Here is a 23,520-nt window from a genome sequence, read left to right as displayed (position 1 = left end):
CCAAAGGTAGCGAGCGTCAATACACCCGCTTGCGCGGCTCAATATACTGGATGTCGTTCGACAACGTATAGGTGTGAACCGGGCGATCATCGAGCTTCACCGCGCCCTTGTCGAAATCGACGAAGGCCAGCGTGTGCTTCATCCATGTGGCGTCGTCGCGCTCGGGGAAGTCCTCGCGGGCATGGGCGCCGCGGCTTTCCGTGCGGGCGGCGGCGCTCTCCATCGTGACGATGGCCTGGCCGATCAGGTTGTCATATTCCAGCGTCTCGATGAGATCGGAATTCCACACCAGCGAACGGTCGGTCACGTCGATGTCGCCGGTGCCGGCGAACACGTCGGCGATCAGCTTGCGGCCTTCCTCCAGCACCTCGCCGGTGCGGTAGACGGCGCAGTTGTTCTGCATCACCTTCTGCATCGACAGGCGCAGCTCGGCGGTCGGCGTGCCGCCGGAGGCATGGCGGAAGTGATCCAGCCGCGACAGCGCGAGATCGGCGGAATTGGCCGGCAGTTCGCGCTGCTTGTCGCCGGGGGTGAGGATGTCGGCGCAACGCAGCGCCGCCGCGCGGCCGAACACCACGAGATCGGTCAGCGAGTTCGAGCCCAGCCGGTTGGCGCCGTGGATCGACACGCAGGCGCATTCGCCCACCGCCATCAGGCCCGGCACCACGTGGTCGGGATTGCCGTCCTTCTTGGTGACCACTTCGCCGTGGAAGTTCGTCGGGATGCCGCCCATGTTGTAATGCACGGTCGGCAGGACCGGGATCGGCTCCTTGGTCACGTCGACGCCGGCGAAGATCTTCGCGCTCTCGGAAATGCCCGGCAGGCGCTCATGCAGGATCGCCGGGTCGAGATGGTCGAGGTGCAGGTAGATGTGGTCCTTGTTCTTGCCGACGCCGCGTCCCTCGCGAATCTCCATGGTCATGGAGCGGGAGACGACGTCGCGCGAGGCGAGGTCCTTGGCCGAGGGGGCGTAGCGCTCCATGAAGCGCTCGCCCTCGGAATTGGTGAGATAGCCGCCCTCGCCGCGCGCGCCCTCGGTGATGAGGCAGCCCGAGCCGTAGATGCCGGTGGGGTGGAACTGCACGAATTCCATGTCCTGCAGCGGCAGGCCGGCGCGCAGCACCATGGCATTGCCGTCGCCCGTGCAGGTATGGGCGGATGTGGCGGAGAAATAGGCGCGGCCATAGCCGCCGGTGGCGAGAATCACCGTCTGCGCGCGGAAGCGGTGCAGCGTGCCGTCGTCCATCTTCAGCGCGACGATGCCGCGGCAGCGGCCATCCTCGTCCATGATCAGGTCGAGCGCGAAATACTCGATGAAGAACTCGGCATTGTGCTTCAGCGCCGCGCCGTAGAGCGTGTGCAGGATGGCGTGGCCGGTGCGGTCGGCGGCGGCACAGGTGCGCTGCGCCGGGCTCTTGCCATAATCAATGGTCATGCCGCCGAACGGGCGCTGGTAGATCGTGCCCTGTTCGGTGCGCGAGAACGGCACGCCCCAGTGCTCCAGCTCGTAGACGGCGGCCGGCGCGTGGCGCACGAGATATTCGATGGCGTCCTGGTCGCCCAGCCAGTCCGACCCCTTGACGGTGTCGTACATGTGGTAGCGCCAGTCGTCGGTGCCCATGTTGCCGAGCGAGGCGGCGATGCCGCCCTGTGCCGCCACGGTGTGCGAGCGGGTGGGAAACACCTTGGTCACGCAGGCTGTGCGCAGCCCGGCTTCCGAGCAGCCGACCACGGCGCGCAGCCCCGCGCCGCCGGCGCCGACCACGACGACGTCATAGGTATGATCGGTGATGGGATAGGCGGCCCCGTTCACCGAGGGGCCGGCAGCACCGTTGGAAGCGCCATTGGCGGAGTGGGTTCCGGCCATCGGTCTCTCAGCCTCCGAAACTGATCTTGAGGATGGCGAACGCGCCGGCAGCGCCGACCGCGATCGTGAAGAAGGTGTTGCCGATCAGGGCGAGCACCTTCGTCCCCTCGCTATGGACGTAATCCTCGATCACCACCTGCATGCCGATGCGCATATGGAATGTCATCGAGACCAGAAGCAGTAGCAGAACCAGCGCCGCCAGCGGATGGCGCAGGGTCGACAGGACAGCCTCCTGACCGCCGCCCGCCATGGAGATGACGATCGGCAGGGCGATGATCACGAGGATGATGTTGGCCAGCGCCGTCACGCGCTGCAGCCAGAAATGGCCGGTGCCGGACCGGGCGGAGCCGAGGCCGGCGACCTTGCGGCGCGGAGTGCGCATGGAGGCGCTGGAAGGGCTGCGCGAGGGCGGGCTCGAACGGTTGCTCATGGGCTCAGCCTTTCACCACCGCGATGACGATCCACAGCAGCACGGTCAGCAGGACCGAGCCGCCAAGGGTGGCCTTGGCCATGAACTCGCGCGCCTGCGGCCCGAAACCATGGCCGAAGTCCCATACGAAGTGACGTACGCCGCCCAGAGCGTGATGGATGAGTGCCCAGCTGTAGCCGAACAGAATAATGAGCCCGATCCAGCTGCCCAAAAGGCCGTTCACCGTGGCGAAGGCCTCCGGCGAACTCGCGGCGGCGAGCAGCCAGATCACCGGCAGCAGCGTGCCGAAATAAAGGGCGACGCCCGTGATGCGGTGCACGATGGACATCATCATCGTGAGCATCGGGCGATAAATTTGGAGATGCGGAGAAAGGGGCCGCTCGGCCGCTCCTGGCATATCGATTTTCCCGGTCCCGAAGGCTTGTTTTGCAGTGCGTAGCCGAAACGATTGCTTTTCGCAATCATTCCAAAGGCGACGCCTATCACACAACAAAGTCGCTGTCGCTGCGATGCAGCGCGCGCACCCTAGACGAAGGCCCCAGCGGCGCCAGCCCCTTTTCGCCACCGCCCGTGCCCGAAAGAACGCGGGATCCACGCGCGGCGCTGACGGTTCGTTAACCATCTTCGCCATTTATTTGACTGAAATAAACCGTCTGTAACGTGCCTTTCCGATGGCGCCCGCCCTGCCAAGGTTGCGATGAGCATGCATTTCGCGAAACCCTGCCTCCTGCTCCTTGCATTCGTCGCGAGCCTTGCCGCGCTGGCGGCGACGCCTGCCGCGGCACAGGAGAGCCCCGGCCGCGTCGTGCAGGATGGCGAGCGCACCATCACCTCGGGCGGTCTCAAGCGCGAATTCATCCTGCATGTGCCGAAGAACGCGCCGCCGGGTCCGAAGCCCGTGGTCATCGCCCTGCATGGCGCCCTGCAGCCGGCCTATATCATGCAGCGTTACCTCGACCTCGATGCCGTGGCCGACCGCGAGGGCTTCGTGGTGGCCTACCCCAAGGGCATGAATCTGCTCTGGAATGACGGGCGCAGCACGGTCGCCGGTTTCCTGCCCATCCTCTACCCGCGCGATGACGGCCGGTTCGTGCTGGACGTGCTCGCCACACTGGAGGCCGAGGGGATCGCCGATCCGAATCGCGCCTTTCTCATGGGCTTCTCCAATGGCGGCTTCCTCACCGCCTTCATCGCGTGCCGCTATGCCGAACACTTCAACGCGTTCGCCACGATGATGATGACGGTGCCGGTGGGCTATAACGAGAGTTGCAAGCCCGCGCGGCCGGTGCCGATCCTCATCATGAACGGCACCTATGACCCGATCGTGCCGATGTTCGGCCGGCAGACGCCCGGCGCCCGGCTGATGTCGGCCTCCGAGAGCGCGGAACTGTTCGCCCGCATCGATGGCTGCGCGCCGCCGCAGCAGAGCACCGCGCCGAGCGCGCGCATCCTGCGCTGGGACAATTGCGCGTCGGGCTCGGCGGTGGCCTTCTATGAAATTGCCGGCGGCCACCAGCCGCCCGCCCAGTCCACCGGCGCGGGCGACGCGCTGGCGGCGGTCATTCTCGGCCCGCGCCGCAGCGGGCTCGACGCGCCGCAGGAAATCTGGTCCTTCTTCAAGCGCTTCGACGTGGCCCCGACCGAGGGCGCGGTGATGGCCGACGCCGCCGCGCCCGGTGCGTCGGCTCCCGGGACGGCGGCGATACCGCCCGTCACGCCCGGCGCGGCGCCGGTCATCGCGCCGGTCATGGCCACGAGCGTGCCGGGCGCGCGCAGCAGCGCCTATGCCGCGACAGGATCCCACGCCAATGGTGGCGCGCCGATCCTGCGCAACCCCAGTTCCCCCGCCAATGCCTGGCAGGGCATCGCCTCGACGGACGAGGACGCCGCCCCCGCCGGCGCCCGGGTGGCGCTGGTTCCGCTGCCGCCGCCCTCGCCGCTGCGCCAGCGGAACACCTCCGCGCAGTAGGCCGCAACCGGACCCGCTCCGGCGATGGCTGTGGAGCCCGGCCGGCATGTGCGCCGGCCGCCATGCTTTTGCCGTGAGCCCCCGTTCTACATCGCAGCCCATCGGGCGCGCATCGGATTCGCGCCCGCGGTGAGCGCCGGGTTGACGGCGTCCACCCCAGGCGGCAAGTTCCCGCGTCTTGCGGAACACTTTACCGCCCGCGTGACCATCGCATCCGCCCCGGCGGATGCCGGGGAGGCAGAACGTCCGGTCGCACACGGCGGCCACAAGTGACGCGATGTCGGCGTCGAGCGCCGATGAATGTGGGGATGGCCTGTTGGAGACTCGTCGCGGACCAAACGGCATGCGGCAAAACCGCGGCGCTGGGTTCGATCTGGGCGATGAGCCCCCGCTCGGCGTCGATGGCGATGCCGAGGAGCCGACCAACCGCCGCCGTATCTCCATCCGCTGGCTGATGGCGACACTGCTCACCGGCATCTGCGGTGCCGCGCTCATGGGCGGGGCGGTCTATGCGGCGCTGGATGGCGAGTATCGCTTCGCGCAGAGCCCGGAGACGGTGCGTTCGGCGCTGCGCGGCGCGCTGGCCGCCGGCGAGCGCCCCTCCAACGTCGCCCGCAAGGGCGACCGCATGTCGATCCTTTCGGAGAGCTTCGCCGCCAAGCAGACGCTGCGCCTCGCCTCCACCAGCAAGGACGGCGACAAGGAAGTCATCAAGGTGCGCGCCGTGACCAAGGTCGCGGCCAATCTCGCGCAGGCCGTGACCGCCGCCTCCGTCGACGTGCCGCGATTCAATCCGGCCAAGCTGATCGCCGACAGCACCAATGATGACGGCGAGGCGCCCCAGGCCGAGCCCACCGGGGACCTCACCCTGGTGGTGCGCGACATCGCCGCGGTCCCCCCCAGCACCAAATTCGCGGCCGAACTGCCGATGGAAGACGTGCTGATGAAGGTGCGCGAGGCCGCCGAGTTCAGCACCCCGACCGATACCCGCACGCCCGCGCTGGCCAATCTCGGCATTTCCGGCGCGCTCGCCTTCGCTCCCCCGCCGGCCGGGGGCGCCGCCGCCAGCGCGCTGCAGCAGCCCGAGAATGTCAGCTCGATGGGCAAGTCGGGCGAGGAGGCGACCGGCGGCAATGACTGGGCGGAGCGCGCCGTCGTCACCAAGAAGGGCGACACCGTCGCCTCGATCCTGGTTGATCTCGGCGTGCCGCAGGTCTCCGCTCGCGCCGCGGCCGCCGCGTTCCTGACGCGCGACCTGCAGGGCCCGCTGCCCGAGGGCATGCGACTCAAGGTGCTGCTCGACGGTTCGAGCGGCTCGCCCGTGGCGGTGCGCGTCGCCGTCTTCAACGATACCGGCCATCAGGGCACGGTGGCGCTCTCCGACATGGGCAAGTTCCTGCCGGTGCAGGAGCCCGCCGACACGCAGGTCGCGGACATCGCGCCGGACGATGGCGACGACGATGCCGATGGCGGCGGCGGGCGCGGCGGCGTCACGCTCTATGAAAGCATCTGGGAGACCGCGCTGCGCCACGACGTGCCGCGCCCGGTCATCGAAAGCCTGATCCGCGTCTATTCCTTCGACGTCGATTTCCAGCGCCGGGTGCGCACCGGCGATTCCTTCGAGGTGGTCTATGAGCCCGACGAGGCGGGCGGCGCGGGCGGCGTGCTCTATGCCGGGCTGATCGTCGGCGGCGAGGAGCGGCGCTATTTCCGCTACCAGACCCCGGATGACGGGTTGGTCGATTTCTATGACGAATCCGGCAAGAGCGCGAAGAAGTTCCTGGTGCGCAAGCCGCTCTCGGGCGGCGTGCTGCGCTCGGGCTTCGGCATGCGTCGCCACCCCATTCTCGGCTATAGCCGCCTGCATTCGGGCGTCGACTGGGCCGACCGGGTCGGCACCCCGATCTACGCCGCGGGCAATGGCGTGATCAAGAAGGCGGCCTGGACCTCCGGCTACGGTCGGCGCATCGAGATCCAGCACTCCAACGGCTACGTCACCACCTATTCGCACCAGTCCGGCTTCGCCAAGGGCATCCGCGAGGGGCTGCGCGTGCGGCAGGGCCAGTTGATCGGTTATATCGGCTCGACCGGCCTCTCCACCGGCGCGCATCTTCACTATGAGGTGCTGGTGAACGGCCGCTTCGTCGACCCGATGCGCATCCGCCTGCCGCGCGGGCGCGCGCTCGATGGCAGGATCCTCGCCTCCTTCGAGCAGGAGCGCGAACGCATCGACACGTTGCTCAACCACGGCGCCATGCCCAAGGTCGCTGCCGGGGGCCTGCGCGCGCTCGACGACGACACCAACTGACGCGGGCGAGGAAGACCCGCCAGAGGACGAGCCGACAGAGATGACACCCATGCTTGACGGCCCCCGTCTTTCGCCCCGCTCGGGCCGCCCGGCCGAGGCGCTCGTGGTGCTGCTGCATGGCTACGGCGCCGATGGGCGGGACCTGATCGACCTCGGGCGCCACTGGGCGCCGCTACTGCCGGGCGCCGCCTTCGTCTCCCCGCATGCCCCCGAGCCTTGCGCGATCGCGCCGGTCGGCCGGCAATGGTTCGGCTATGTCGAGCGCAACGATGCCGAACGGTGGGTCGGGGTGCAGTCGGCGCATGCGGCGCTCGATGGTTTTCTCGATGCGGAACTTGCCCGTCTCGGCCTGCCCGGCTCGCGCCTCGCGCTGGTCGGCTTCAGCCAGGGCACGATGATGGCCCTGCATACGGGACTGCGGCGCGCCGCGGCGCCGGCCGGGCTGGTCGGCTTTTCCGGCATCCATGTGGTGCCGCCCGAGCGCGCGCTGCCCGCCTTCGATGCCGGAATCACCGCCCGCCCGCCGGTGCTGCTGGTGCATGGCGATGCCGACGAGGTGATTCCACCCGCCGCCCTGCCCCGCGCCGTCGAGAGCTTGAGCGCGCGCGGCCTCGCGGTGCGCTCGCAGCTCTCCCGAGGCCTTGGCCATGGCATCGATCCGGACGGGCTGGCGCTGGCCGGCCGCTTCCTCGCCGAGGTGCTCGGCTGAACCCGCCCATGGCGGGATATCCGGCCCTGACCCACCTGTGGCGGGCGCGCTCCATGGCCCCCGCCGCGATCCGTACGGCATCCTCCGCACGGCAGCGCTTCACAAGATTGACACGCTAAATATAGACTATCCCCGTGCGCCGTGCGGTGCCGACTTGCCCGTACCGGCGACGAGCCTGTTCCGCAGGAGCCGCTTGGCTCGTGCGATGAGATCAGGCTCCGGGTTCGTGGAACCGGAGTTCTTTGCGATCGGGTGGCGCACCCGATCGCAAAGAACTCCGGCAGGGAGCGAGAGCGTTGACGGCGACATTGTCTCCGGGTGCCTGGCCTGCCCTCGTGCTCAACGCCGATTATCGGCCGCTGAGCTATTACCCGCTGTCGGTCTGGGCGTGGCAGGACGCGATCAAGGCGGTCTTCCTCGATCGCGTGAACATCGTCGAATATTATGAGCGGCAGGTCTCCAGCGCGACCTTCCAGATGCGCCTGCCGAGCGTGGTTTCGCTCAAGGCCTTCATCCGGCCGGCCCGCCAGCCCGCCTTCACCCGCTTCAACGTGTTCCTGCGCGACCGCTTCACCTGCCAGTACTGCGATGCGCGCGAGGACCTGACCTTCGACCACGTCATCCCGCGCTCGCGCGGCGGGCAGACCACCTGGGAGAACGTCGTCGCCGCGTGCTCGCCCTGCAATCTGAGGAAGGGCAGCATGATGCCGGCCGAGGCACGCATGATTCCCCGGCAGAAGCCCTATCAGCCCGCCGTATTCGACCTGCACCAGAACGGCCGGCACTTCCCGCCCAACTACCTCCATGACAGCTGGGTGGATTACCTCTACTGGGATACCGAACTCGACCCGTGAGCCGGGAAGTGGGGAACCTGCTGTTCCCCATGCTCCGGACGGCCGTCTATCGCGCCACCGCGCCGCGAAAGGCAACCAGCGTCAGCGCCGCGGCGATGAGGGCGTTGTAGCCGGCGAGCGAGAGGCCGAGCAGCCGCCACGGCGCCTCGTCGCAGCGCACCACCCGCGCCTGCTGCAGGCTCTCCAGCAGATTGCCCGAGGAGAGCGCCGGCGCCGAGCCCGAGCAGGCGGTCGGCCCCGCCCAAAAGCCCCATTCGACACCGGCATGATAGACCGCCAGTGCGGCGGCCACCGCCATCAGCGTGCCGGCCAATGCCAGCGCGACGCGGGCGAGCGGGGCGCGCCCGCCCAGCGCGCAGATCACCGCGATGAGCGCGATGGGCACGCCGACATAATAGGGAATGCGCTGCTCAAGGCAGAGCGGGCATGGCGCCAGACCCACCACAAGCTGGAAATACCATGCCCCCGCCAGCGTGCCGGCACCGGCCACCGCGACGATAAGGGCGGCGGCGGTCTGCACGCTGCGCAGCTTGGAAGCGGCGGCGGAGGTGACGGGCGAAGCAGCAGGCGAAGCAGCGGTCATGGTGGAATCCAGTGGCAGCGGTTGCGCCAGAGCCCCTCGCGCGAGGCGCTCCAGCCTTCTTCAGCAGCGCATTCCCGGCGGGCGAGACGCAATCCGCGCCGCTCGAAAGCGCTCCATAACTACCCCCGCCGCCACCCGACGCAAGTCACCTCGCCCCGAAGCCGATCACGTCAGCAGCAGGTCCCGCTAGGGAAGGGCGGCGCGCCCGTGCCCCTCCTCCAGCGCGAAGCGCAGCGCCCGCGTCATGGCGGCCGGCAGGATCGAGGCATGGTCCTCGCCCGCCATCCGGTCGAACCGCACCTGCGCGGCCGGGCCGAGTGTCGCGGCCACCTGTGCGGCGAAGGCGCGGGCACGGGCGACCATCGCGCGCTGCGCCCGCCGCGCCGCCATCTCGGCGGCCTCCGGACGGTCCGCCTGCCAGGGGGCGAGCGCCTCTTCCCACTCGCCCACCATCAGCGCCAGCCGCGGCGGCGGACTTTCCAACCCCGCGAGGTATTCCAACCCCGCAAGGTCTTCCAACCCCGCAAGGCCCTCATTGAGCCGCGCCTCGTCCCACCAGATGGACGGGCTCACCGCGACATAGGCGGCGAAGGCGCCGGGGTCGCGCGTCATTACGTCCAGCGTGAACCAGCCGGCCAGCGAATGGCCGAACAGCGTCTGGCGGGCGGGATCGACCGGAACGCGCGCGGCGATGGCCGGCTTCAGCGTCGTCTCGATGAAGCGAAGGAACGCGTCGCGCCCGCCGTGCAGCGACGCCCTTTCCGGGCGCGGCGGCTCGGCGGCGGCATCCCGGCTCGGCCCGACGGTGAAATCGAAGGCGCGGCGGGTGCGGATATCCTCGCCCTCGGGATAGCCGATGCCGACAATCACCGCCTCGCTCACGCCGGTGGCGGACGGACGCCCCGCAGCGCGGGCCATCGCCTGGTGGAAGCTGGCGAAGCCGGCATTGGCGTCCAGCATGTAGATGACGGGGAAGCCGCTTTCCGGCGCCGGCCCGCGCGGGATGGAGCGGAAGATGCGCCAGCCCCGCGCCGCGCCACCCGCGCCCTCCGACGCGGGCGCGAGGTCGAACGCCTCCGTGTCGGGCAGGAGGACGGGCGACGTGACCGATATCATGGTGGACATGGGCGTTCCCGCGGCGGACCTGACGGGCAAGCTCTAGCCCATGCCGGAGACGGCGCAAGCCGCAGCGGGGCAGAATGAAATGATTCTAAGGAATATCCTTTTCCATCAGGAACTTGACCCATCCGGGCCGCTCATGCAGAAGCATCCCGCACCGCCTGCCGCCCCGTGTCTGCCGGGCGGAGGCGCCGGAGACAGGATGACCGGACCCTCGCCCCGCGCGGCCACGCTGCCCGCCTATGCGCACCGGCTGCGCCGGCGCGTCGCCATCCTTCTCGGGCTCGGCGCGCTCATGCTGGTGGCGCTGCTGTTCGACATCGCCACCGGCCCGTCCAACCTCCCGCTCAACGACGTGATCACCGGCATTCTGAACCCCGCCGGCCTCGATGGGCCGGGGCGCGTCATCATTTGGGACGTGCGCCTGCCCTATGCGCTGATGGCGGTTCTGGTCGGCGCCGCGCTGGCGCTGGCCGGCGCGGAGATGCAGACCATCCTCAACAACCCGCTGGCCAGCCCCTTCACGCTGGGCGTCTCTTCCGCCGCCTCGTTCGGCGCGGCACTGGCGCTGGTGCTCGGCGCCAGCCTGCCGTTCGTCCCGGCGGGCTGGAACCTGCCGGCCTTCGCCTTTATCTTCGCCTTCGGCTCGGTGCTGCTGCTGCAGGCGCTGGCCGGCCTGCGCGGCACGGGGGTCGAAACGCTGGTGCTGTTCGGCATCGCGCTGGTCTTCACCTTCAATGCGCTGGTGGCGCTGATCCAGTTCGTCGCCAGCCAGGAGGCGTTGCAGCAGCTGGTATTCTGGAGCATGGGCAGCCTGTCGCGCGCCACCTGGCAGAAGCTCGGCGTGCTGGCGCTGGTGGCGGCGCTGACCACGCCCTTCGCGCTCCACGCCTCCTGGCGCATGACGGCGCTGCGCCTGGGCGAGGACCGCGCCCGCTCCTTCGGCATCTCGGTGGCGCGGCTGCGCTTCTTCTCGCTGCTGCGCGTCAGCCTGCTGGCGGCGACCTCGGTCGCCTTTGTCGGCACGATCGGCTTCATCGGGCTGGTCGCCCCGCACATCGCCCGGATGCTGGTGGGCGAGGACCACCGCTTCTTCCTGCCGGCGAGCATGCTGGCGGGGGCGGCCATCATGTCGCTCGCCTCGGTGGCCTCGAAGACGCTGGTGCCCGGCGCATTGCTGCCCGTCGGCATCGTCACGGCGCTGATCGGCGTGCCCTTCTTCATGGCGCTGATCTTCACCCGGCGGGAGCGGCTGTGATGGCGCCGATGCTCACCATCGAAGGGCTGTCGGTCTTCTATGGCCGGCGCGCCATCCTTGAGAACCTGTCCGTGCCGGCACTCACGGGCGGCAGCGTCACCGCGCTGATCGGCCCCAATGGCGCCGGCAAGACCACGCTGCTGCGCGCGCTGGCGGGGCTGGTGCCGGCGGCAGGTTCGATCCGCCTCGACGATGTCGAGCTGACCCGGCTCACCATTGCCGGCCATGCGCGCTTCGTGACCTACATGCCGCAGGCCCTGCCGCAGCGCGTGGCACTCACCGTGTTCGAGGCGACGCTGTCCGCGCTGATGTCCTCGCGCGAGGGGGGACTGTCCGCGGGAGGCCTGTCCTCGGGTGAAGCTCAGGCGCGCGCGCTGCGCACATTGGAGCGGCTCGGCATCGGCGATCTCGCCATGCGCGGGCTGGACGAGCTTTCCGGCGGCCAGCGCCAGCTCGCCAGCCTCGCCCAGTCCATCGTGCGCGAGCCAACCGTGCTGCTGCTGGACGAGCCGACCAGCGCGCTCGACATCCATCACCAGATGCGGGTGATGCAACTGGTGGAAGAACTGGCGCGCGAGCGCGCCATCATCGTCGTCATCGTGCTGCACGACATCGCCCAGGCGGCCCGCTTCGCCCGCCGCATCGTCGTGCTGGAGCAGGGCCGCATCGCCGCCGATGGCTCACCGGGGGAGGCGATCACGCCGGAAACGCTGGCCCGCGTCTATCGCGTGGAGGCGCGCGTCGAGCACTGCGCGCGCGGGTTCCTGCAGGTCATCGTCGACCGCGCGGTGTGAGCCGGGAAAGCGCCCCACACCCCACCGCTCTCCCCGACGGGGAGAGGGGGTTTTTAGCGCCTCACCCGCGCATCGTGGCGCCGCCATCGACATAGAGGTCGGCCATGGTGATGTGGCCGGCCCGCTCCGAGAGCAGGAACAGCACGGCATCGGCCACATCCTCCGGCGTCGCCAGCTTGGCCAGCGGGATACCGGCCTTGAAGGTTTCCGGCGAGCCGGCAATCACCCGCGCGGCGCCGTTGCCGTCCGCCCACATGCCGGTCTGCATCGGGGTGAGCGTGGAGCCCGGCGCGACGATGTTGCAGCGTATGCCGTGCGGCGCCAGTTCCAGTCCGAGACAGCGGGTGAACATGGTCGCTGCCGCCTTGGAGGCGGCATAGGCCGCCATGGCGTGGCGCGGAATGCCGGCGGCATTGGAGGACACGGTGACGATGGCGCCGCGCCGGCGCGGCTGCATCACCCGCGCCAGGGCCCGCGAGAGGCGGAACACGCCGCTCGCGTTGATGTCGAACACCCGCTCCCATTCGGCATCGGACAGGTCCGTCACCAATTCATGGGACAGCACGCCCGCGACATTGGCGAGAAGGTCGATCGGGCCGATCTCCCGCTCGACCCACGCCACAAGGGCGTCGACCTCGGCCGTGGAGCGCACATCGAGACAGGCGGGAACGGCGGCCGCGCCCAGCGTGGCGGCCAGCGCCTGCAAGGGCTCCGCCTCCACATCGGTGGCGACGACGCGCGCGCCCTCTTCCACCAGACGGCGCACCACGGCGGCACCGATGCCGCCGGCCGCGCCGGTGACGAGGGCGACCTTGCCGCTCAGACCGCTGTCGCGCATGCAACCTTCTCCCTGCTATCGGCCTGCGCCAGCGCCCGTGCCAGCACCGGAGCGACACGCGCGGTCGCTTCCGGGCCGGTGAGGTGGGCGTGCAGGCTCGGCACATCGATGACATCGATCCGCGCCGCATACGGCGCCCACAGATCGGGCGACAGGTCGCGCCCCTGATGATCCAGCGCGGCGCGGAAATGGGTGAGGACGCCGTCATAGCGGCGATGGAAATGCCCGCGGACCAGGGCATTGTTGCCGGCCACCACCCGCACCACGCCATCGAGCGCGGCCTCGGGCAGCCGGCCGAGCGGGCTCGTCGTGGCGCGCAGGAAGGCCAGCACCGCGGCGCGGTTCAACGCCAGCGCCGGCAACCGGTCCGGGTCGTGCCCGGCAATGGCGAGGAGCGCCTTGAGCGCGCCATCCTCCCCCGGGTCCGGCTCGCCGCGCCACACATCGCAGGGGTAGGAATCCAGCAGCGCCACGATCCCGACCTCCGCCGCGTCCTCGCGCAGCTGCACCGCCATGGCCTGCGCGAGGATGCCGCCGACCGACCAGCCGAGCAGATGATAGGGCCCGCGCGGCTGCAGCCGGCGGATGCGCGCCACATAGTCGCGTGCCAGCGCCTCCAGGCTTCCCGGCGTCGCGACGCCCGCCGCCAGCGCCGGTGCCTGCAGGCCATGGACGGTGCGGCGGGGGGAGAGCGCGCGCGCCAGCCGGCCATAGCACCACGACAGGCCGCCGGCGGGATGAATGACGAAGAGCGGCGGCCGGTCGGGCTCGCCCTGCGCCAGCGTCACCAGCGGCCCGAGCCCGGCATCCACGTCGCCCTCGGCCTCGATGAGCCGGGCGAAGCCTTCCACCGTCGGCCGGGCGAACAGCGCGCCGAGGCCCGGATCGTGGCCCCACTGCTCGCGCACTTTCAGGAGCAGCGCGACAGCGTGCAGCGAATCCCCGCCCAGCGCGAAGAAATCATCCTCCGCCGCGATGGGGCCATCGATCGCCAGTTGCGCGGCAAACAGGGCGGCGAGCCGCCTCTCGGTCGGCGTTTCCGGCGCCCGGCTGCCGGTGCCGGCGAAATCGGGGGCCGGCAGGGCCGCCCGGTCGAGCTTGCCATTGGCGGTCACGGGCAGTGCGTCGAGCACGACGAAGGCGGCCGGCACCATGTAGTCCGGCAGTCGGGACGCGAGATCGGCCTTCAGCGCGGCAATATCCATGGCCGGCTCGATGCCCGGTTCGATGGCCGTCGCTTGGCCCGTCGCTTGGGCCGTCCCTTGGGCCGTCCCTTGGGCCGTCCTTTGGCCCGGCTCTCGCACCAGATAGGCGACGATGCGCTTCGTGCCGCGATCCTCGCGCGCGACGATTCCGGCCTGCCGCACGAGGCCGGAAGCCATAAATGCCGCCTCGACCTCGCCGAGTTCGACCCGCAGGCCACGAATCTTGATCTGGTGATCCGAGCGGCCGAGGAACACCACCGCCCCATCCGCCCGCCACAGGGCGAGGTCGCCCGTGGCATAGACGCGCTCACCCGGCCGGAAGGGATCGGGGCGGAAGCGCTCGGCCGTGAGGTCCGGTCGTCCGAGATAGCCGCGCGCCAGTTGCACCCCGCCGAGAAAGAGATGGCCCGGCACGTCCGGTGGCTGCGGGCGCCCGGCCGCATCCAGCACATAGAGCCGCGTGTTCCACACGGGAAAGCCGATCGGCACGGGATTGGCGCGGTCCTCCGGTCCGGCCGGCCAGAAGCTCACATCCACCGCCGCCTCGGTCGGCCCGTAGAGATTATGCAGCCCAGCCTTGAGCGTGCGGTGAAAGCGGTCGCGCAGGTCCGCCGGCAATTCCTCGCCCGAGCAGAAGACACGGGCCAGGACGAGGCCCTGCGCACTCGGCTCGGCGAGGAAGGCGGCGAGCATCGAGGGCACGAAATGCGCCGTGGTGATCGTCTCCTCGCGGAGGATCCGCGCCAGCGCCAGCGGGTCGCGATGCGCCTCGGGCGGGGCGATGACGAGGCAGGCCCCCGTGAGGAGGGGCAGGAAGAATTCCCACACCGAGACGTCGAAAGTCGCCGGTGTCTTCTGCAGGATGCGGTCCTGCGGGCCAAAGCCGTAATGCTCGCGCATCCATTCGAGCCGGTTGACGATCGCCCGGTGCTCGATGACGACGCCCTTCGGCTCGCCGGTGGAGCCGGAGGTGTAGATCACATAGGCCGCGTCTCCCGGCTCGGGCTGCGGCAGGTCGAGGCCGAGCGGTGCGTGCGGCCAGTGCTCCGGCGCCAGAACCTCGACCTTGCCCTCGAAGCGCCCGGCATCCTCCGTCCGCGCCAGCACGAGGCGCGGGCGCGCCGAGGTGAGGATGCGGGACAGCCGCGCGTCGGGCTGGGCAAGGTCGAGCGGCAGATAGGCCGCGCCCGCGCGCAATATGGCGACGAGCGCGATCACCAGTTCGAAGGAGCGCGGCAGGGCGACGGCAATGAGAGAGTCCCCAACGCCCCCGATCGCGGCGAGCGTCTCCGCCAGGGCCCGGCTGCGCGCCTCGAGCCCCGCATAGTCCAGGGTCATGCCGGCGAAGCGCAGTGCCGGGGCGGTCGGCATTGCCGCCATCGTCCGTTCGATCAGCGCCGCCAGCGTGGTGTCGGGCACGGGATGCGCGGTCGCGTTGAGGGTGACGAGATGGCGCTCGGCCTCGGCGGGCGTGGCTGTCGGCACGTCGTCCAGCCTGTCGGCAGCGCTGGTCGCCTCGATGAAATGCTTGAGCCGCAGGGCATGTGCTTCCACGACGGCGGGCGGATAGAGCGCCGGATTGGCGTCGACCTCCAGCCGCAGCCCGTCCGTCCCGTGCAGGCGGAAGGTGAAGGTGATGTCCTCAACCGGCCCGGTGGACAGCACCTCCAGCCGGCTGGTCAGCCCCTCAAAGCGCGGCGTCTCGTCGAAGGGCAGCAGGTTGATCAGCGGCCCGTGCAGCCGCCGCTGCCCGCCCACCCGCTTGAGATCGCGGCGCAGCTGCTCGGAACGGTAGCGCCCGTGCCGGCGGGCGCGCACGAGGCTTCCGGCCACCGCGTGGAGGAAGTCGTCGAGCGGCACGCCGGATGGGACGGCGACGCGCAGCGGCAGCACGTTCATCAGCATGGCCGGCACCCGCGCCGCCGCGCTGCCGAGCCGCGCCATGAACGGCACGCCGACAATCACCTCGGGCGTCTGGGTGTGGCGCTGCACATAGGCCGCGCTGAGCGCGGTGACGATGTCCGGCCAGGGGATGGAGATGCGCTCGGCCCGCGCGCGCAGCCGGGCGAAGGCCTCGGCGTCGATCTCCACGGCGCGGCGGTGAAAGCCATGCGCGAGCGAAGGGGCGGCGGCGAGGCTTCCGGTCGCGAGGCTTCCGGCTGCGAGGCTTCCGGTCGCGAGGCTTGCCACCTCCGGCCGGTCGGCGAACAGCGCGCGCCAGTAGGCGCCGTCCTTCGCCCGCCGGTCGGAGGCGCGATAGGCCGCATCCTCCGTGAACGCCGCGGCGATGCCGGGGGCGGGGGCGCCCGGCATGCGGACGCGCAACCGTGCCGTGTAAAGCTCGGCGACGCGCTGGGTGATGAGGATCATCCCGTAGCCGTCAATGGCCAGATGATGGATGCGCTGCTGCCAGATGTGATGCTGCGGCCCGAGCACGAAAAGCCGCTCGGCCGCGAGCCTGTCGCGCGTCGGGTCGACCGGGGTCGCCATGTCGCGGGCGATGGCCGCCTGCGCCGCCGCGTGTGGATCGTCCTCGCCCGAGAGGTCGATGATATCCAGCACCGGCCGGTTGGCCGGATCGACGACCTGATATGGGCCGGCGGGGTCATCCACCAGTCGCAGCGCCAGCGCGTCGGCCTCATCCACCGCCTGCGCCAGCGCCGCCGCGAAGGCGTCGCGGTCGAGCGGGCCGGTGAAGGCGATGGACTGGCCGGTGTTGAACAGCGGGTTGGCGGGGTCCAGCCGCTGGGCGTACCACAGGCCCGCCTGCGCCTCGGTGAGCGGATGCGCCGGCGCGCGCGGGTCAGACACCACGCGCCGCCTGTCGGGTACGGATCAGTGCCCACCAGCCGTCAAGCGTGGGCGTTTCCGCGAATTCGGCGAATTCCAGCTCCAGCCCGCCCTCGCTCCAGGCGAGCACGAGATTCATGGCCCGCATGGAATCGAGGCCGAGATCCATCAGGCTGTCCTCGCCGCCGATCGCCTCGGGGTCCTCGTGCAGCATCCTGGCGATGTCCGCGCGCATCCTCTCGCGGGTGATCGGCGCGGCCGGGGTGATGATGCGCCGGATGTCGGCGGGCGCGATGGCCATTACAGCTGCTCCCGGATCTGCGCGCTGGTCAGCGGCACGCCGCACGTGTCGGCGACATAGGACAGGGCGAGGTCGTGCTTCGCGCGGGAGAAGTCCGCCAGCGCATCGGCCGCCAGGAACGGCTCGATATCGCGCATGAACGCATCCGCCGCCGTCAGCGTGCAGCCGATATGCGCGTAGACGCCGCAGATGATGATCTGGTCGCGATCGCGCGCGCGCATCAGCGTCTCCAGGTTGGAGCGCTGGAAGGCGCTGTAGCGGTGCTTCACCAGCACGATATCACCCACCCGCGGGGCGAGCGCGCCGACAATGGGCTGGTGCTCGGGCGCCCAGCTCATGCCCGGCCCCCAGAGGTCGGCCTGCAGGCCGCGGTCGCGCCGGTCCTGGTCGCCGTCCTGCGCGGTGTAGAATACCGGCACGCCCGCGCCCCGCGCGGCCTGCGCCAGCGCCGCGATATTGGCGATGACCGGGGCGATGGGGGAGGCATCGGGCGTGAAGACGCGCAGGAAATAGTTCTGCATGTCGTGGATGAGCAGCGCCGCGCGCGCGCGCTCCAGCCGCCACGGCGCGCGGGGCGCGGGCAGTTCGTCCGCGCGCGGGAGATCATAAGGGGCGATGGCCGGCAGACCGGCTTTCACCTGCGCGCTCATTCCCCCGCCTCCGCTTCCGCCTTTTCGAGAAAGCGACGGCGCAGGCCGGCGCGCAGTTCCTTGCGCGAGACCTTGCCGACCGCCGTGGTCTCGAACGCCTCGACGAACACGATCTGGTCGGGCACCTTGAACTCCGCGAGGCCGCGCTTGCGCATGAATGCCTTCAGCACGGCGGCCTTCGGCGTCTCGCCCTGAGGGATGATGAAGGCGCAGGAGCGCTCGCCCAGATAGTCGTCGGGCAGCGACACCACGGCCGCGTCGAACACGGCGGGGTGGGCGAGGAGATGGTCCTCGATCTCCTCGGCGGAGATTTTCTCGCCGGCGCGGTTGATATGATCACCCGCCCGCCCCTGCACGACGAGATAGCCCTCCCCCGTGCGCTTGACCACATCGCCGGTGCGGTAGAAGCCGTCCGGCGTGAAGGCGCGCGCATTCGCGCCGTCATTATTGTGATAGGCGCGGATCGTGTAGGGCCCGCGCGTCAACAGGTGGCCCGCCTCGCCTTCCGGCACGGGATGGCCGGCATCGTCGAGGATCAGCACCTCGTCATCCCCGCTGATCGGCCGGCCCTGCGTGGTGACGATGATCTCCTCGGGGTCATCGAGGCGGGTATAGTTCACCAGCCCCTCGGCCATGCCGAACACCTGCTGCAGCGTGCAGCCGAGCACCGGCTTCACCCGGCGGGCGGATTCGGGCAGGAACTTGGCGCCGCCCACCTGCAGCACCTCCAGCGAGGAGAGGTCGTGCCGCGCGCCGGGCGCCGCCTGCAGCCACAGCAGCGCCAAGGGCGGCACCAGACCGGTGATGGTGACGCGCTCGCGCTCGATCAGCGGGAAGGCCACTTCCGGGCTCGGCGAGGGACTGAGCACGACACGCGCCCCGGCATACAGCGCGCCGAACACGCCGGGCGAACTCATGGGGAAATTATGCGCCACGGGCAGCGCGGCGAGATAGACGCTGTCGGGCGTCAGCTTGCAGATCTCGGCGCTGGCACGGAAGGAATAGATATAGTCGTCATGCGTGCGCGGGATGAGCTTGGACAGGCCGGTCGAGCCGCCGGAAATCTGCAGGAAGGCGACCTCGGACGGATCGGCATCCTCGGGCAGGTCGATATCCCCGCCTTGGGGCAGCGCATCCAGACCCGTGAAGTCCCCCGCCTCGCCCACCACCACGACATGCGCGACATCCGGCACCTCGCGGACAAGGTCCTGCGCGAGGGCGCGATAGTCGAACCCCTCGTGCCGTTCGGCCACGACATAGCCGCGCGCTTCGGCCGTGCGGGCGAAATGGGCAATCTCGACGAGACGATGGGCCGGCAGCGCATAGACCGGGATCAGCCGGGCGCGGAACAGGGCGAACACGACGGCGAGGAATTCCGGGATATTCGGCAGTTGCACGATCACCCGGTCGCCCGGCTGAAGGCCCAGCGCGAGGAAGCCGCGGGCGAGGCGCTCGGCGCGCGCGTGCAACTCGCCAAAGCTCCAGCGCGCGCCACCGCCGACCACCGCGACGTGATCGGGCCGCTCACGGGCCCGGTCGCGCAGCATGCGGGTGAAGGTCTCGCCGCGCCAATAGCCCCGGGCGCGATAGCGGGCGGCGGCCTCCGCCGGCCAGATCTGCTCCAGCTTCCTCACGCGCCGTCCTCCGTCAGCGGGCGGCCATCCTCGTCGATGCCGAGCGCCTGCAGCATGGCGGCGAACTTGGCGGAGGTTTCCTCGCCCTCGGAGACCGGATCCGAGCCCGGCACGATGCCCGCGCCGGCATAAAGCCGCGCCTCCCGGCCCGCGACCTCGGCGCAGCGCAGCGCGACATGCCAGGCCCCGTCGCCCGCCCCGTCGCACCAGCCGACGGCACCGGAATAGAAGCCGCGATCATAGCCCTCCAGCTCGGCGATGGCGCGGGCCGCCGCCGCGCGCGGGGTGCCGCAGACCGCGGGCGTGGGATGCAGCAGCATGGCGAGATCGATGGCGGAAAGGTCGGGCCGGCGCAGGCGGCCGCAGATGCGGGTTCCCAGATGCCACATGCTCGCGGTCGCGGTCAGGCCGGTACCCTCCGGCGTGCCGAGCGCGACGCAATGCGGCGCCAGCTGGTCGAGAATGGCGGTGACGACTTCCCCATGCTCGCGCCGGTCCTTGTCCGAGGCGAGCAGGGCCTGCGCGGCGGCGCGGTCGGCACTCGCCTCACGCCAGCGCCGGGCCGAGCCGGCGAGCGGATGCGAGGTGACGGCCCTGCCCTGCCGGGCGACCAGCAGTTCCGGCGTCGCGCCGACCAGCGCGCGGGCGGGCATTTGCGGCGCGAGGGGGGGGCCGGCGGGGGGCAGCGGCACGCAGAAGGCGGTGACGCCCGCATCCCGCGCCAGCGCCCGCAGCAGCGCGCTGGCATCGATCGGCCGGTCGCTGGACAGGCGCAGGCTGCGCGAGAGAACGATCTTGCGCAGAGCCTCGCCCACCGGCGCGCCTTCGCTCGCCTGCATGCGGGCCAGCGCCTCGGCCACCGCCGCGCGATAGGCGGCGAGCGGGGGCTCGGCCGCGATGCGCATGCACGCCGGGCTGAGCGGCTCGGGCCGCACCAGCGCCGGCGGGGGAAAGGCGGCGGCGAAGCAGGCCCGCCCCGCGCTGCGCGACAGTTCGGCCGGCTGGAACAGATGCGCCGGCGCGCCCCGCTCATAGGGCAACGCGCCGACCACCATGTCCGGGCCGGCCGCACTTGGAGCCGAGATCCCCGGAGCCGAGATCCCCGGAGCCGAGATCCCCGAAGCCGAGATCCCCGAAACCGGCGACGCCGGAGCCGCGCCCTGAGCCGCGGCACTGGCGGCGAGATGCGCGCGCACCCGCGCGCCGAGCGGCTCCCCTCCCTCGGCCACGAGGCCGAGACAGCCCTTGCCGACAAGGGTCTCGCCGCTCGACACCAGCGCGAAGGGCAAGAGCGCGAAGGGCACGCCGGGCGCGAAGCCCGCGCGCTCCTCGGCGCGCTCCTCGGCCGCCCGCCCCTCGGCCTCGGGCATACGCGCGCCTCCGCCGGCAACGACGCTCATCGACACGGTCCGTCTCCGCTTCGCGCTCAGGGCTTGATCAGCGCGACCGTGTCGCCGAACGGATCGACCAGCGGCACCGGGCGGGCGCGCGCCTCCCCCGACGCGGGAGCGCCGGCAGCAGGAGCGCCTGCCACAGGAGCGGCTGCGGGCGGGGAGCCTGCGGGTGCTGCAACGGGCGCCGAAGTCGGCTGCGGTGCGGGTGTGGCGCCGGCGGGCGGTGCCGGCGGACGCGGCCGGGCGACGGCCTTCAGCTTGTTGGTGACATAGACATTGCCGCTCGCCGCATCGACCGCCACCGTCTGCGGCGCCGAGCCGGTGACGACATTGGCGATCGGCTCCAGCGTCTTGGTGTCGACCAGCGTGACATAGCCGCCGGTGCGGTTGGCCACGTAGAGGATGGAGCGGCCGGCATCGATGGCGACGCTGAGCGCCCCGCCGCCGGTCGGGATCTCCTTGACGATCGTGCCGTCCCTGGCGTCGAGCGCGACCACTTCGCCGCTGCCCTGGTGAGCGACGAAGATCCGGTCGCCGGACGGATCATAGGCAAGGTTGATGGCGCCCTCGCCGCCCGAGGGGAAACTCTTCACCTGCTTGGTCGCGAGGTCCACCACATGAACCTGGTTGCCCTCCATGGCCGAGAGGAACAGGCGGTTGCCCTTGGCGTCGAACGCGATGCCGGTGACGCTGCCGGGCAGGTTGTCGATCGTGTCGACCACCTCGTTGCGGGCGCCGTCCACCACCCATACCGAGGACGGCGTGTCGCGGCGGCCGGTAATGGTCACATAGGCGCGGTTATTGGCCTCGTCGACCGCGACCTCGCGCACATGCGCCTTCTCGCCCTTGGCGATCTTGGCCACCACCTTGCCGGTCGCAAGATCGATCACCGCGAGCGCGCCGTCGCGGGTCTGCGTGCCATAGAGCGTCTTGGTCTTGTTGTTGATGCCGAGGCCGAACACCGGGTCGTCGCCCAGCGCGATCGTCTCGCGGGTCTCCAGCGTCACCGGGTCCAGCGCCAGCACGAAGGTCTCCTTGGCCCCGCGCGTGCCTGCCGCGGCGACATAGACGCGGCCGAGCGGCGCGCTGTAGACGATCTCGTACAGCCCCTCGCCCGGCTTGGCCGACCTCACGAATTCCGGATCGGCAGAGGCGGCGCTGCCGCAGGCGGCGAGGGCGAGCACGGCCAGCGCGGCGGATCGCATGAACCCGAGGCGGGACCGGGCGTAAGAGGCGGTCGACATGACGTTTCTCCGTTGAGGGAAGCGGGGAGGAGATGCGCGGCGGCCCCGGCGGCCGGCGCGCATCAGGGAAGATCGATCCAGTTCGGCCCCTGGATGGGAACCGCGAGGAAGCGCTGGTTCACCTGTGCGACCGTCTCGCCGACATCGAGCCCCTTGAAGCGCTCGGGGTGGATCCATTTGGCGAGGATCTCGACGGTGAAGAGGTCGAGCGGGGAATTGAGCAGCTGGTGGCTGAGTCCGTGCACCCGCCCGTCGCGCACCGCGGCGAGCCCGGCGAAACCGGGGCGCGAAATCACCCGCTGCAACGTCTCGCGGGCGCGGGCGGGACTGTATTCCGGCCCGATCAGCAGCCCGGCCGTGCCCTCCATGTGACTGCCGCCGGTGGCGATATAGACCTGCGGGTCCTGGGCGATGACATATTCGAGGTTGAGCTTGCCGAAGGCCCGCGGAATGACCGCCGCGCCGATATTGGCGCCGCCCGCCGCCTCGATGATCTCGCCGACATTGCCCCTGCCGGGCGAGTTGCAGCAATCGGCCGTCATGGCGGCGTGCGGCTCGAGGAAGACGCGCGGACGCTCCGTCGCCGTGAGCCCGGCCAGGGTGTCGCGCACGGCATCGAGATGGTTGCGGCGGAAGGCGAGGAACGCCTCGGCCTGCGCCGTCCGTCCCGTCGCCGCGCCGAGAAGGCGCAGGCTCGGCTCGGTATTGGCGAGCGGATGGACGAAGAAGTCGATCACGACAACGGGGATGCCAGCCGCCTCGATGCGGGCGCGCTCCTCGTCCGAGGGCTGCGAGCCCAGCGAGAACACCGCGAGATCCGGCCGCGCCGCCACCACCTGCTCGACCGAGAGCGCGCCGGCCGAACTCGCCACCTTGGCGAGGCTGTCAATGGCGGGGAACTTCGCCTGGTAGGCCGCGAAGGTCGCCGCGCCGATGCGGTTGATGTCGCGCGGCCAGGCGGCCACCACGCTCACCGGATCGGGATGGATCAGCGCCAGGGCCATCAGAAAGCGCCCGTCATCGATCAGCAACCGCTGCGCCGGCGCGGCCAGACGCCGTTCCCGCCCGGTCACGTCCTTCAGCGCGATATCCGCGACGGCGGGGGAAGCCAGCACGACGAGGCCGAGAACGAGCACGCCGAGCCATCGCCCGAGATGTCCCGCGAAGCGGCCCCCGAGGCGAGCAGCGAACGAAGATCTGCGCGCGGAAAAATCGAAAGACATGAGAAGAAGCCGGACCGACGGGAAGGTTGCTGTCGCTCTTCCGACGAGCAGCACGGACTGTCAACTAAACAATTTGTAATTGCTTGTTTTTAATTAGTCTAATGTGTATTTGATTTTCGGTCACGCTACCCTTTACTTCGATCTACCGCACATCACGCACGCGCATCCTCGCCCTGCGGCGCGCAACTCCCGGCGATGGTAGCGCCGTAAAACCGACGTACAGATCTGCCATGATGTCGAATGTCGCCCTGTGCACAACTCCGGGCCCTCGCGGGACGTCCGGCGAACCGGCTAGAAGGGGACGCCCCTCCCCCGGTCGCGCCGCACGCGGCCGGTTTCCAGAATGAGAG

The 23,520-nt window shown here is 70.2% G+C and carries 19 protein-coding genes; 6 read left to right on the top strand and 13 right to left on the bottom strand.

The features are described from left to right. Positions 1–16: 16 nt before the first annotated feature. The 3 genes from sdhA to sdhC are packed head-to-tail and all read right to left on the bottom strand — an operon-like array spanning position 17 to position 2,694. Positions 17–1,867 carry a succinate dehydrogenase flavoprotein subunit gene (sdhA, locus tag QOZ99_RS11760; protein ID WP_306890147.1) on the bottom strand — a complete coding sequence of 617 codons (1,851 nt, stop codon included), beginning with the start codon at positions 1,865–1,867 and terminating at the stop codon, positions 17–19. 7 nt (positions 1,868–1,874) lie between these two features. Next, the gene (sdhD, locus tag QOZ99_RS11755; RefSeq protein WP_306890146.1) at positions 1,875–2,297 is read right to left on the bottom strand and encodes a succinate dehydrogenase, hydrophobic membrane anchor protein; all 423 of its coding nucleotides are present in this window, start codon (positions 2,295–2,297) and stop codon (positions 1,875–1,877) included. A 4-nt stretch (positions 2,298–2,301) separates the two neighbouring features. Next, positions 2,302–2,694, bottom strand: a complete 393-nt coding sequence (gene sdhC / locus QOZ99_RS11750; RefSeq protein ID WP_306890145.1) for a succinate dehydrogenase, cytochrome b556 subunit — start codon at positions 2,692–2,694, stop codon at positions 2,302–2,304. 300 nt (positions 2,695–2,994) lie between these two features. Here sdhC and QOZ99_RS11745 point away from each other — a divergent pair, with 300 nt between their 5' ends. The 4 genes from QOZ99_RS11745 (at position 2,995) to QOZ99_RS11730 (ending at position 8,137) form a co-directional block, all read left to right on the top strand. After that, positions 2,995–4,266, top strand: a complete 1,272-nt coding sequence (locus tag QOZ99_RS11745) for a CE1 family esterase (RefSeq protein WP_306890144.1) — start codon at positions 2,995–2,997, stop codon at positions 4,264–4,266. Between the two features lie 343 nt (positions 4,267–4,609). Continuing rightward, positions 4,610–6,574, top strand: coding sequence for a M23 family metallopeptidase (locus QOZ99_RS11740; RefSeq protein WP_306890143.1), 1,965 nt, complete (start codon positions 4,610–4,612; stop codon positions 6,572–6,574). A 49-nt stretch (positions 6,575–6,623) separates the two neighbouring features. Then, the gene (locus QOZ99_RS11735) at positions 6,624–7,283 is read left to right on the top strand and encodes an alpha/beta hydrolase (protein WP_306890142.1); all 660 of its coding nucleotides are present in this window, start codon (positions 6,624–6,626) and stop codon (positions 7,281–7,283) included. 296 nt (positions 7,284–7,579) lie between these two features. Continuing rightward, positions 7,580–8,137: an HNH endonuclease gene (locus QOZ99_RS11730; protein ID WP_306890141.1), complete on the top strand. Its 558-nt coding sequence runs from the start codon at positions 7,580–7,582 to the stop codon at positions 8,135–8,137. 46 nt (positions 8,138–8,183) lie between these two features. Here the strand turns inward: QOZ99_RS11730 and QOZ99_RS11725 are convergent, their stop codons facing one another. Both QOZ99_RS11725 and QOZ99_RS11720 read right to left on the bottom strand, forming a co-directional pair. Continuing rightward, the gene (locus tag QOZ99_RS11725) at positions 8,184–8,720 is read right to left on the bottom strand and encodes a disulfide bond formation protein B (RefSeq protein ID WP_306890140.1); all 537 of its coding nucleotides are present in this window, start codon (positions 8,718–8,720) and stop codon (positions 8,184–8,186) included. Positions 8,721–8,906: 186 nt separating this feature from the next. Beyond that, the gene (locus QOZ99_RS11720) at positions 8,907–9,845 is read right to left on the bottom strand and encodes an alpha/beta hydrolase (protein WP_306890139.1); all 939 of its coding nucleotides are present in this window, start codon (positions 9,843–9,845) and stop codon (positions 8,907–8,909) included. 196 nt (positions 9,846–10,041) lie between these two features. Here QOZ99_RS11720 and QOZ99_RS11715 point away from each other — a divergent pair, with 196 nt between their 5' ends. Beyond that, positions 10,042–11,097, top strand: a complete 1,056-nt coding sequence (locus tag QOZ99_RS11715) for a FecCD family ABC transporter permease (RefSeq protein WP_306890138.1) — start codon at positions 10,042–10,044, stop codon at positions 11,095–11,097. After that, the gene (locus QOZ99_RS11710) at positions 11,097–11,891 is read left to right on the top strand and encodes an ABC transporter ATP-binding protein (RefSeq protein WP_306890137.1); all 795 of its coding nucleotides are present in this window, start codon (positions 11,097–11,099) and stop codon (positions 11,889–11,891) included. Before QOZ99_RS11715 ends, QOZ99_RS11710 begins: the two co-directional genes overlap by 1 nt. A gap of 61 nt (positions 11,892–11,952) precedes the next feature. On the opposite strand, the gene QOZ99_RS11705 is transcribed toward QOZ99_RS11710, so the two are convergent. The 8 genes from QOZ99_RS11705 to QOZ99_RS11670 form a co-directional block, all read right to left on the bottom strand. Then, positions 11,953–12,729, bottom strand: coding sequence for a 2,3-dihydro-2,3-dihydroxybenzoate dehydrogenase (locus QOZ99_RS11705; protein ID WP_306890136.1), 777 nt, complete (start codon positions 12,727–12,729; stop codon positions 11,953–11,955). Next, a complete protein-coding gene (locus QOZ99_RS11700) occupies positions 12,711–16,745 on the bottom strand; it encodes a non-ribosomal peptide synthetase (protein WP_306890135.1) in 4,035 nt (1,344 codons plus the stop codon). The genes QOZ99_RS11705 and QOZ99_RS11700 overlap by 19 nt, the downstream gene beginning before the upstream one ends. Beyond that, positions 16,738–17,025 carry a phosphopantetheine-binding protein gene (locus QOZ99_RS11695; RefSeq protein WP_306890134.1) on the bottom strand — a complete coding sequence of 96 codons (288 nt, stop codon included), beginning with the start codon at positions 17,023–17,025 and terminating at the stop codon, positions 16,738–16,740. The genes QOZ99_RS11700 and QOZ99_RS11695 overlap by 8 nt, the downstream gene beginning before the upstream one ends. Next, the gene (locus QOZ99_RS11690) at positions 17,025–17,675 is read right to left on the bottom strand and encodes an isochorismatase family protein (RefSeq protein WP_306890133.1); all 651 of its coding nucleotides are present in this window, start codon (positions 17,673–17,675) and stop codon (positions 17,025–17,027) included. Before QOZ99_RS11690 ends, QOZ99_RS11695 begins: the two co-directional genes overlap by 1 nt. Next, on the bottom strand, positions 17,672–19,309 hold the full coding sequence (locus QOZ99_RS11685; protein ID WP_306890132.1) for a (2,3-dihydroxybenzoyl)adenylate synthase: 1,638 nt from the start codon (positions 19,307–19,309) through the stop codon (positions 17,672–17,674). The genes QOZ99_RS11690 and QOZ99_RS11685 overlap by 4 nt, the downstream gene beginning before the upstream one ends. After that, entirely contained in the window at positions 19,306–20,679 is a 1,374-nt protein-coding gene (locus QOZ99_RS11680) for an isochorismate synthase (RefSeq protein ID WP_306890131.1), read from the bottom strand. The genes QOZ99_RS11685 and QOZ99_RS11680 overlap by 4 nt, the downstream gene beginning before the upstream one ends. Before the next feature lie 56 nt (positions 20,680–20,735). Then, the gene (locus QOZ99_RS11675; RefSeq protein WP_306890130.1) at positions 20,736–21,947 is read right to left on the bottom strand and encodes a YncE family protein; all 1,212 of its coding nucleotides are present in this window, start codon (positions 21,945–21,947) and stop codon (positions 20,736–20,738) included. 62 nt (positions 21,948–22,009) lie between these two features. Continuing rightward, entirely contained in the window at positions 22,010–23,083 is a 1,074-nt protein-coding gene (locus QOZ99_RS11670; RefSeq protein WP_306890129.1) for an ABC transporter substrate-binding protein, read from the bottom strand. Positions 23,084–23,520 lie beyond the last annotated feature (437 nt).

This window comes from Ancylobacter amanitiformis, from assembly GCF_030814815.1.
GTDB lineage: Bacteria > Pseudomonadota > Alphaproteobacteria > Rhizobiales > Xanthobacteraceae > Ancylobacter > Ancylobacter amanitiformis.
Note: the sequence above shows the minus strand (reverse complement) of the source record. Positions and strands in the feature narration are given on the sequence as shown.

Coding starts and splice junctions, on each gene's coding strand:
- sdhA (WP_306890147.1), bottom strand. CDS start 1,867: ATGGCCGGAACCCACTCCGCCAATGGCGCTTCCAACGGTGCTGCCGGC.
- sdhD (WP_306890146.1), bottom strand. CDS start 2,297: ATGAGCAACCGTTCGAGCCCGCCCTCGCGCAGCCCTTCCAGCGCCTCC.
- sdhC (WP_306890145.1), bottom strand. CDS start 2,694: ATGCCAGGAGCGGCCGAGCGGCCCCTTTCTCCGCATCTCCAAATTTAT.
- QOZ99_RS11745 (WP_306890144.1), top strand. CDS start 2,995: ATGAGCATGCATTTCGCGAAACCCTGCCTCCTGCTCCTTGCATTCGTC.
- QOZ99_RS11740 (WP_306890143.1), top strand. CDS start 4,610: ATGCGGCAAAACCGCGGCGCTGGGTTCGATCTGGGCGATGAGCCCCCG.
- QOZ99_RS11735 (WP_306890142.1), top strand. CDS start 6,624: ATGCTTGACGGCCCCCGTCTTTCGCCCCGCTCGGGCCGCCCGGCCGAG.
- QOZ99_RS11725 (WP_306890140.1), bottom strand. CDS start 8,720: ATGACCGCTGCTTCGCCTGCTGCTTCGCCCGTCACCTCCGCCGCCGCT.
- QOZ99_RS11720 (WP_306890139.1), bottom strand. CDS start 9,845: ATGTCCACCATGATATCGGTCACGTCGCCCGTCCTCCTGCCCGACACG.
- QOZ99_RS11715 (WP_306890138.1), top strand. CDS start 10,042: ATGACCGGACCCTCGCCCCGCGCGGCCACGCTGCCCGCCTATGCGCAC.
- QOZ99_RS11710 (WP_306890137.1), top strand. CDS start 11,097: ATGGCGCCGATGCTCACCATCGAAGGGCTGTCGGTCTTCTATGGCCGG.
- QOZ99_RS11705 (WP_306890136.1), bottom strand. CDS start 12,729: ATGCGCGACAGCGGTCTGAGCGGCAAGGTCGCCCTCGTCACCGGCGCG.
- QOZ99_RS11695 (WP_306890134.1), bottom strand. CDS start 17,025: ATGGCCATCGCGCCCGCCGACATCCGGCGCATCATCACCCCGGCCGCG.
- QOZ99_RS11690 (WP_306890133.1), bottom strand. CDS start 17,675: ATGAGCGCGCAGGTGAAAGCCGGTCTGCCGGCCATCGCCCCTTATGAT.
- QOZ99_RS11680 (WP_306890131.1), bottom strand. CDS start 20,679: ATGCCCGAGGCCGAGGGGCGGGCGGCCGAGGAGCGCGCCGAGGAGCGC.
- QOZ99_RS11675 (WP_306890130.1), bottom strand. CDS start 21,947: ATGTCGACCGCCTCTTACGCCCGGTCCCGCCTCGGGTTCATGCGATCC.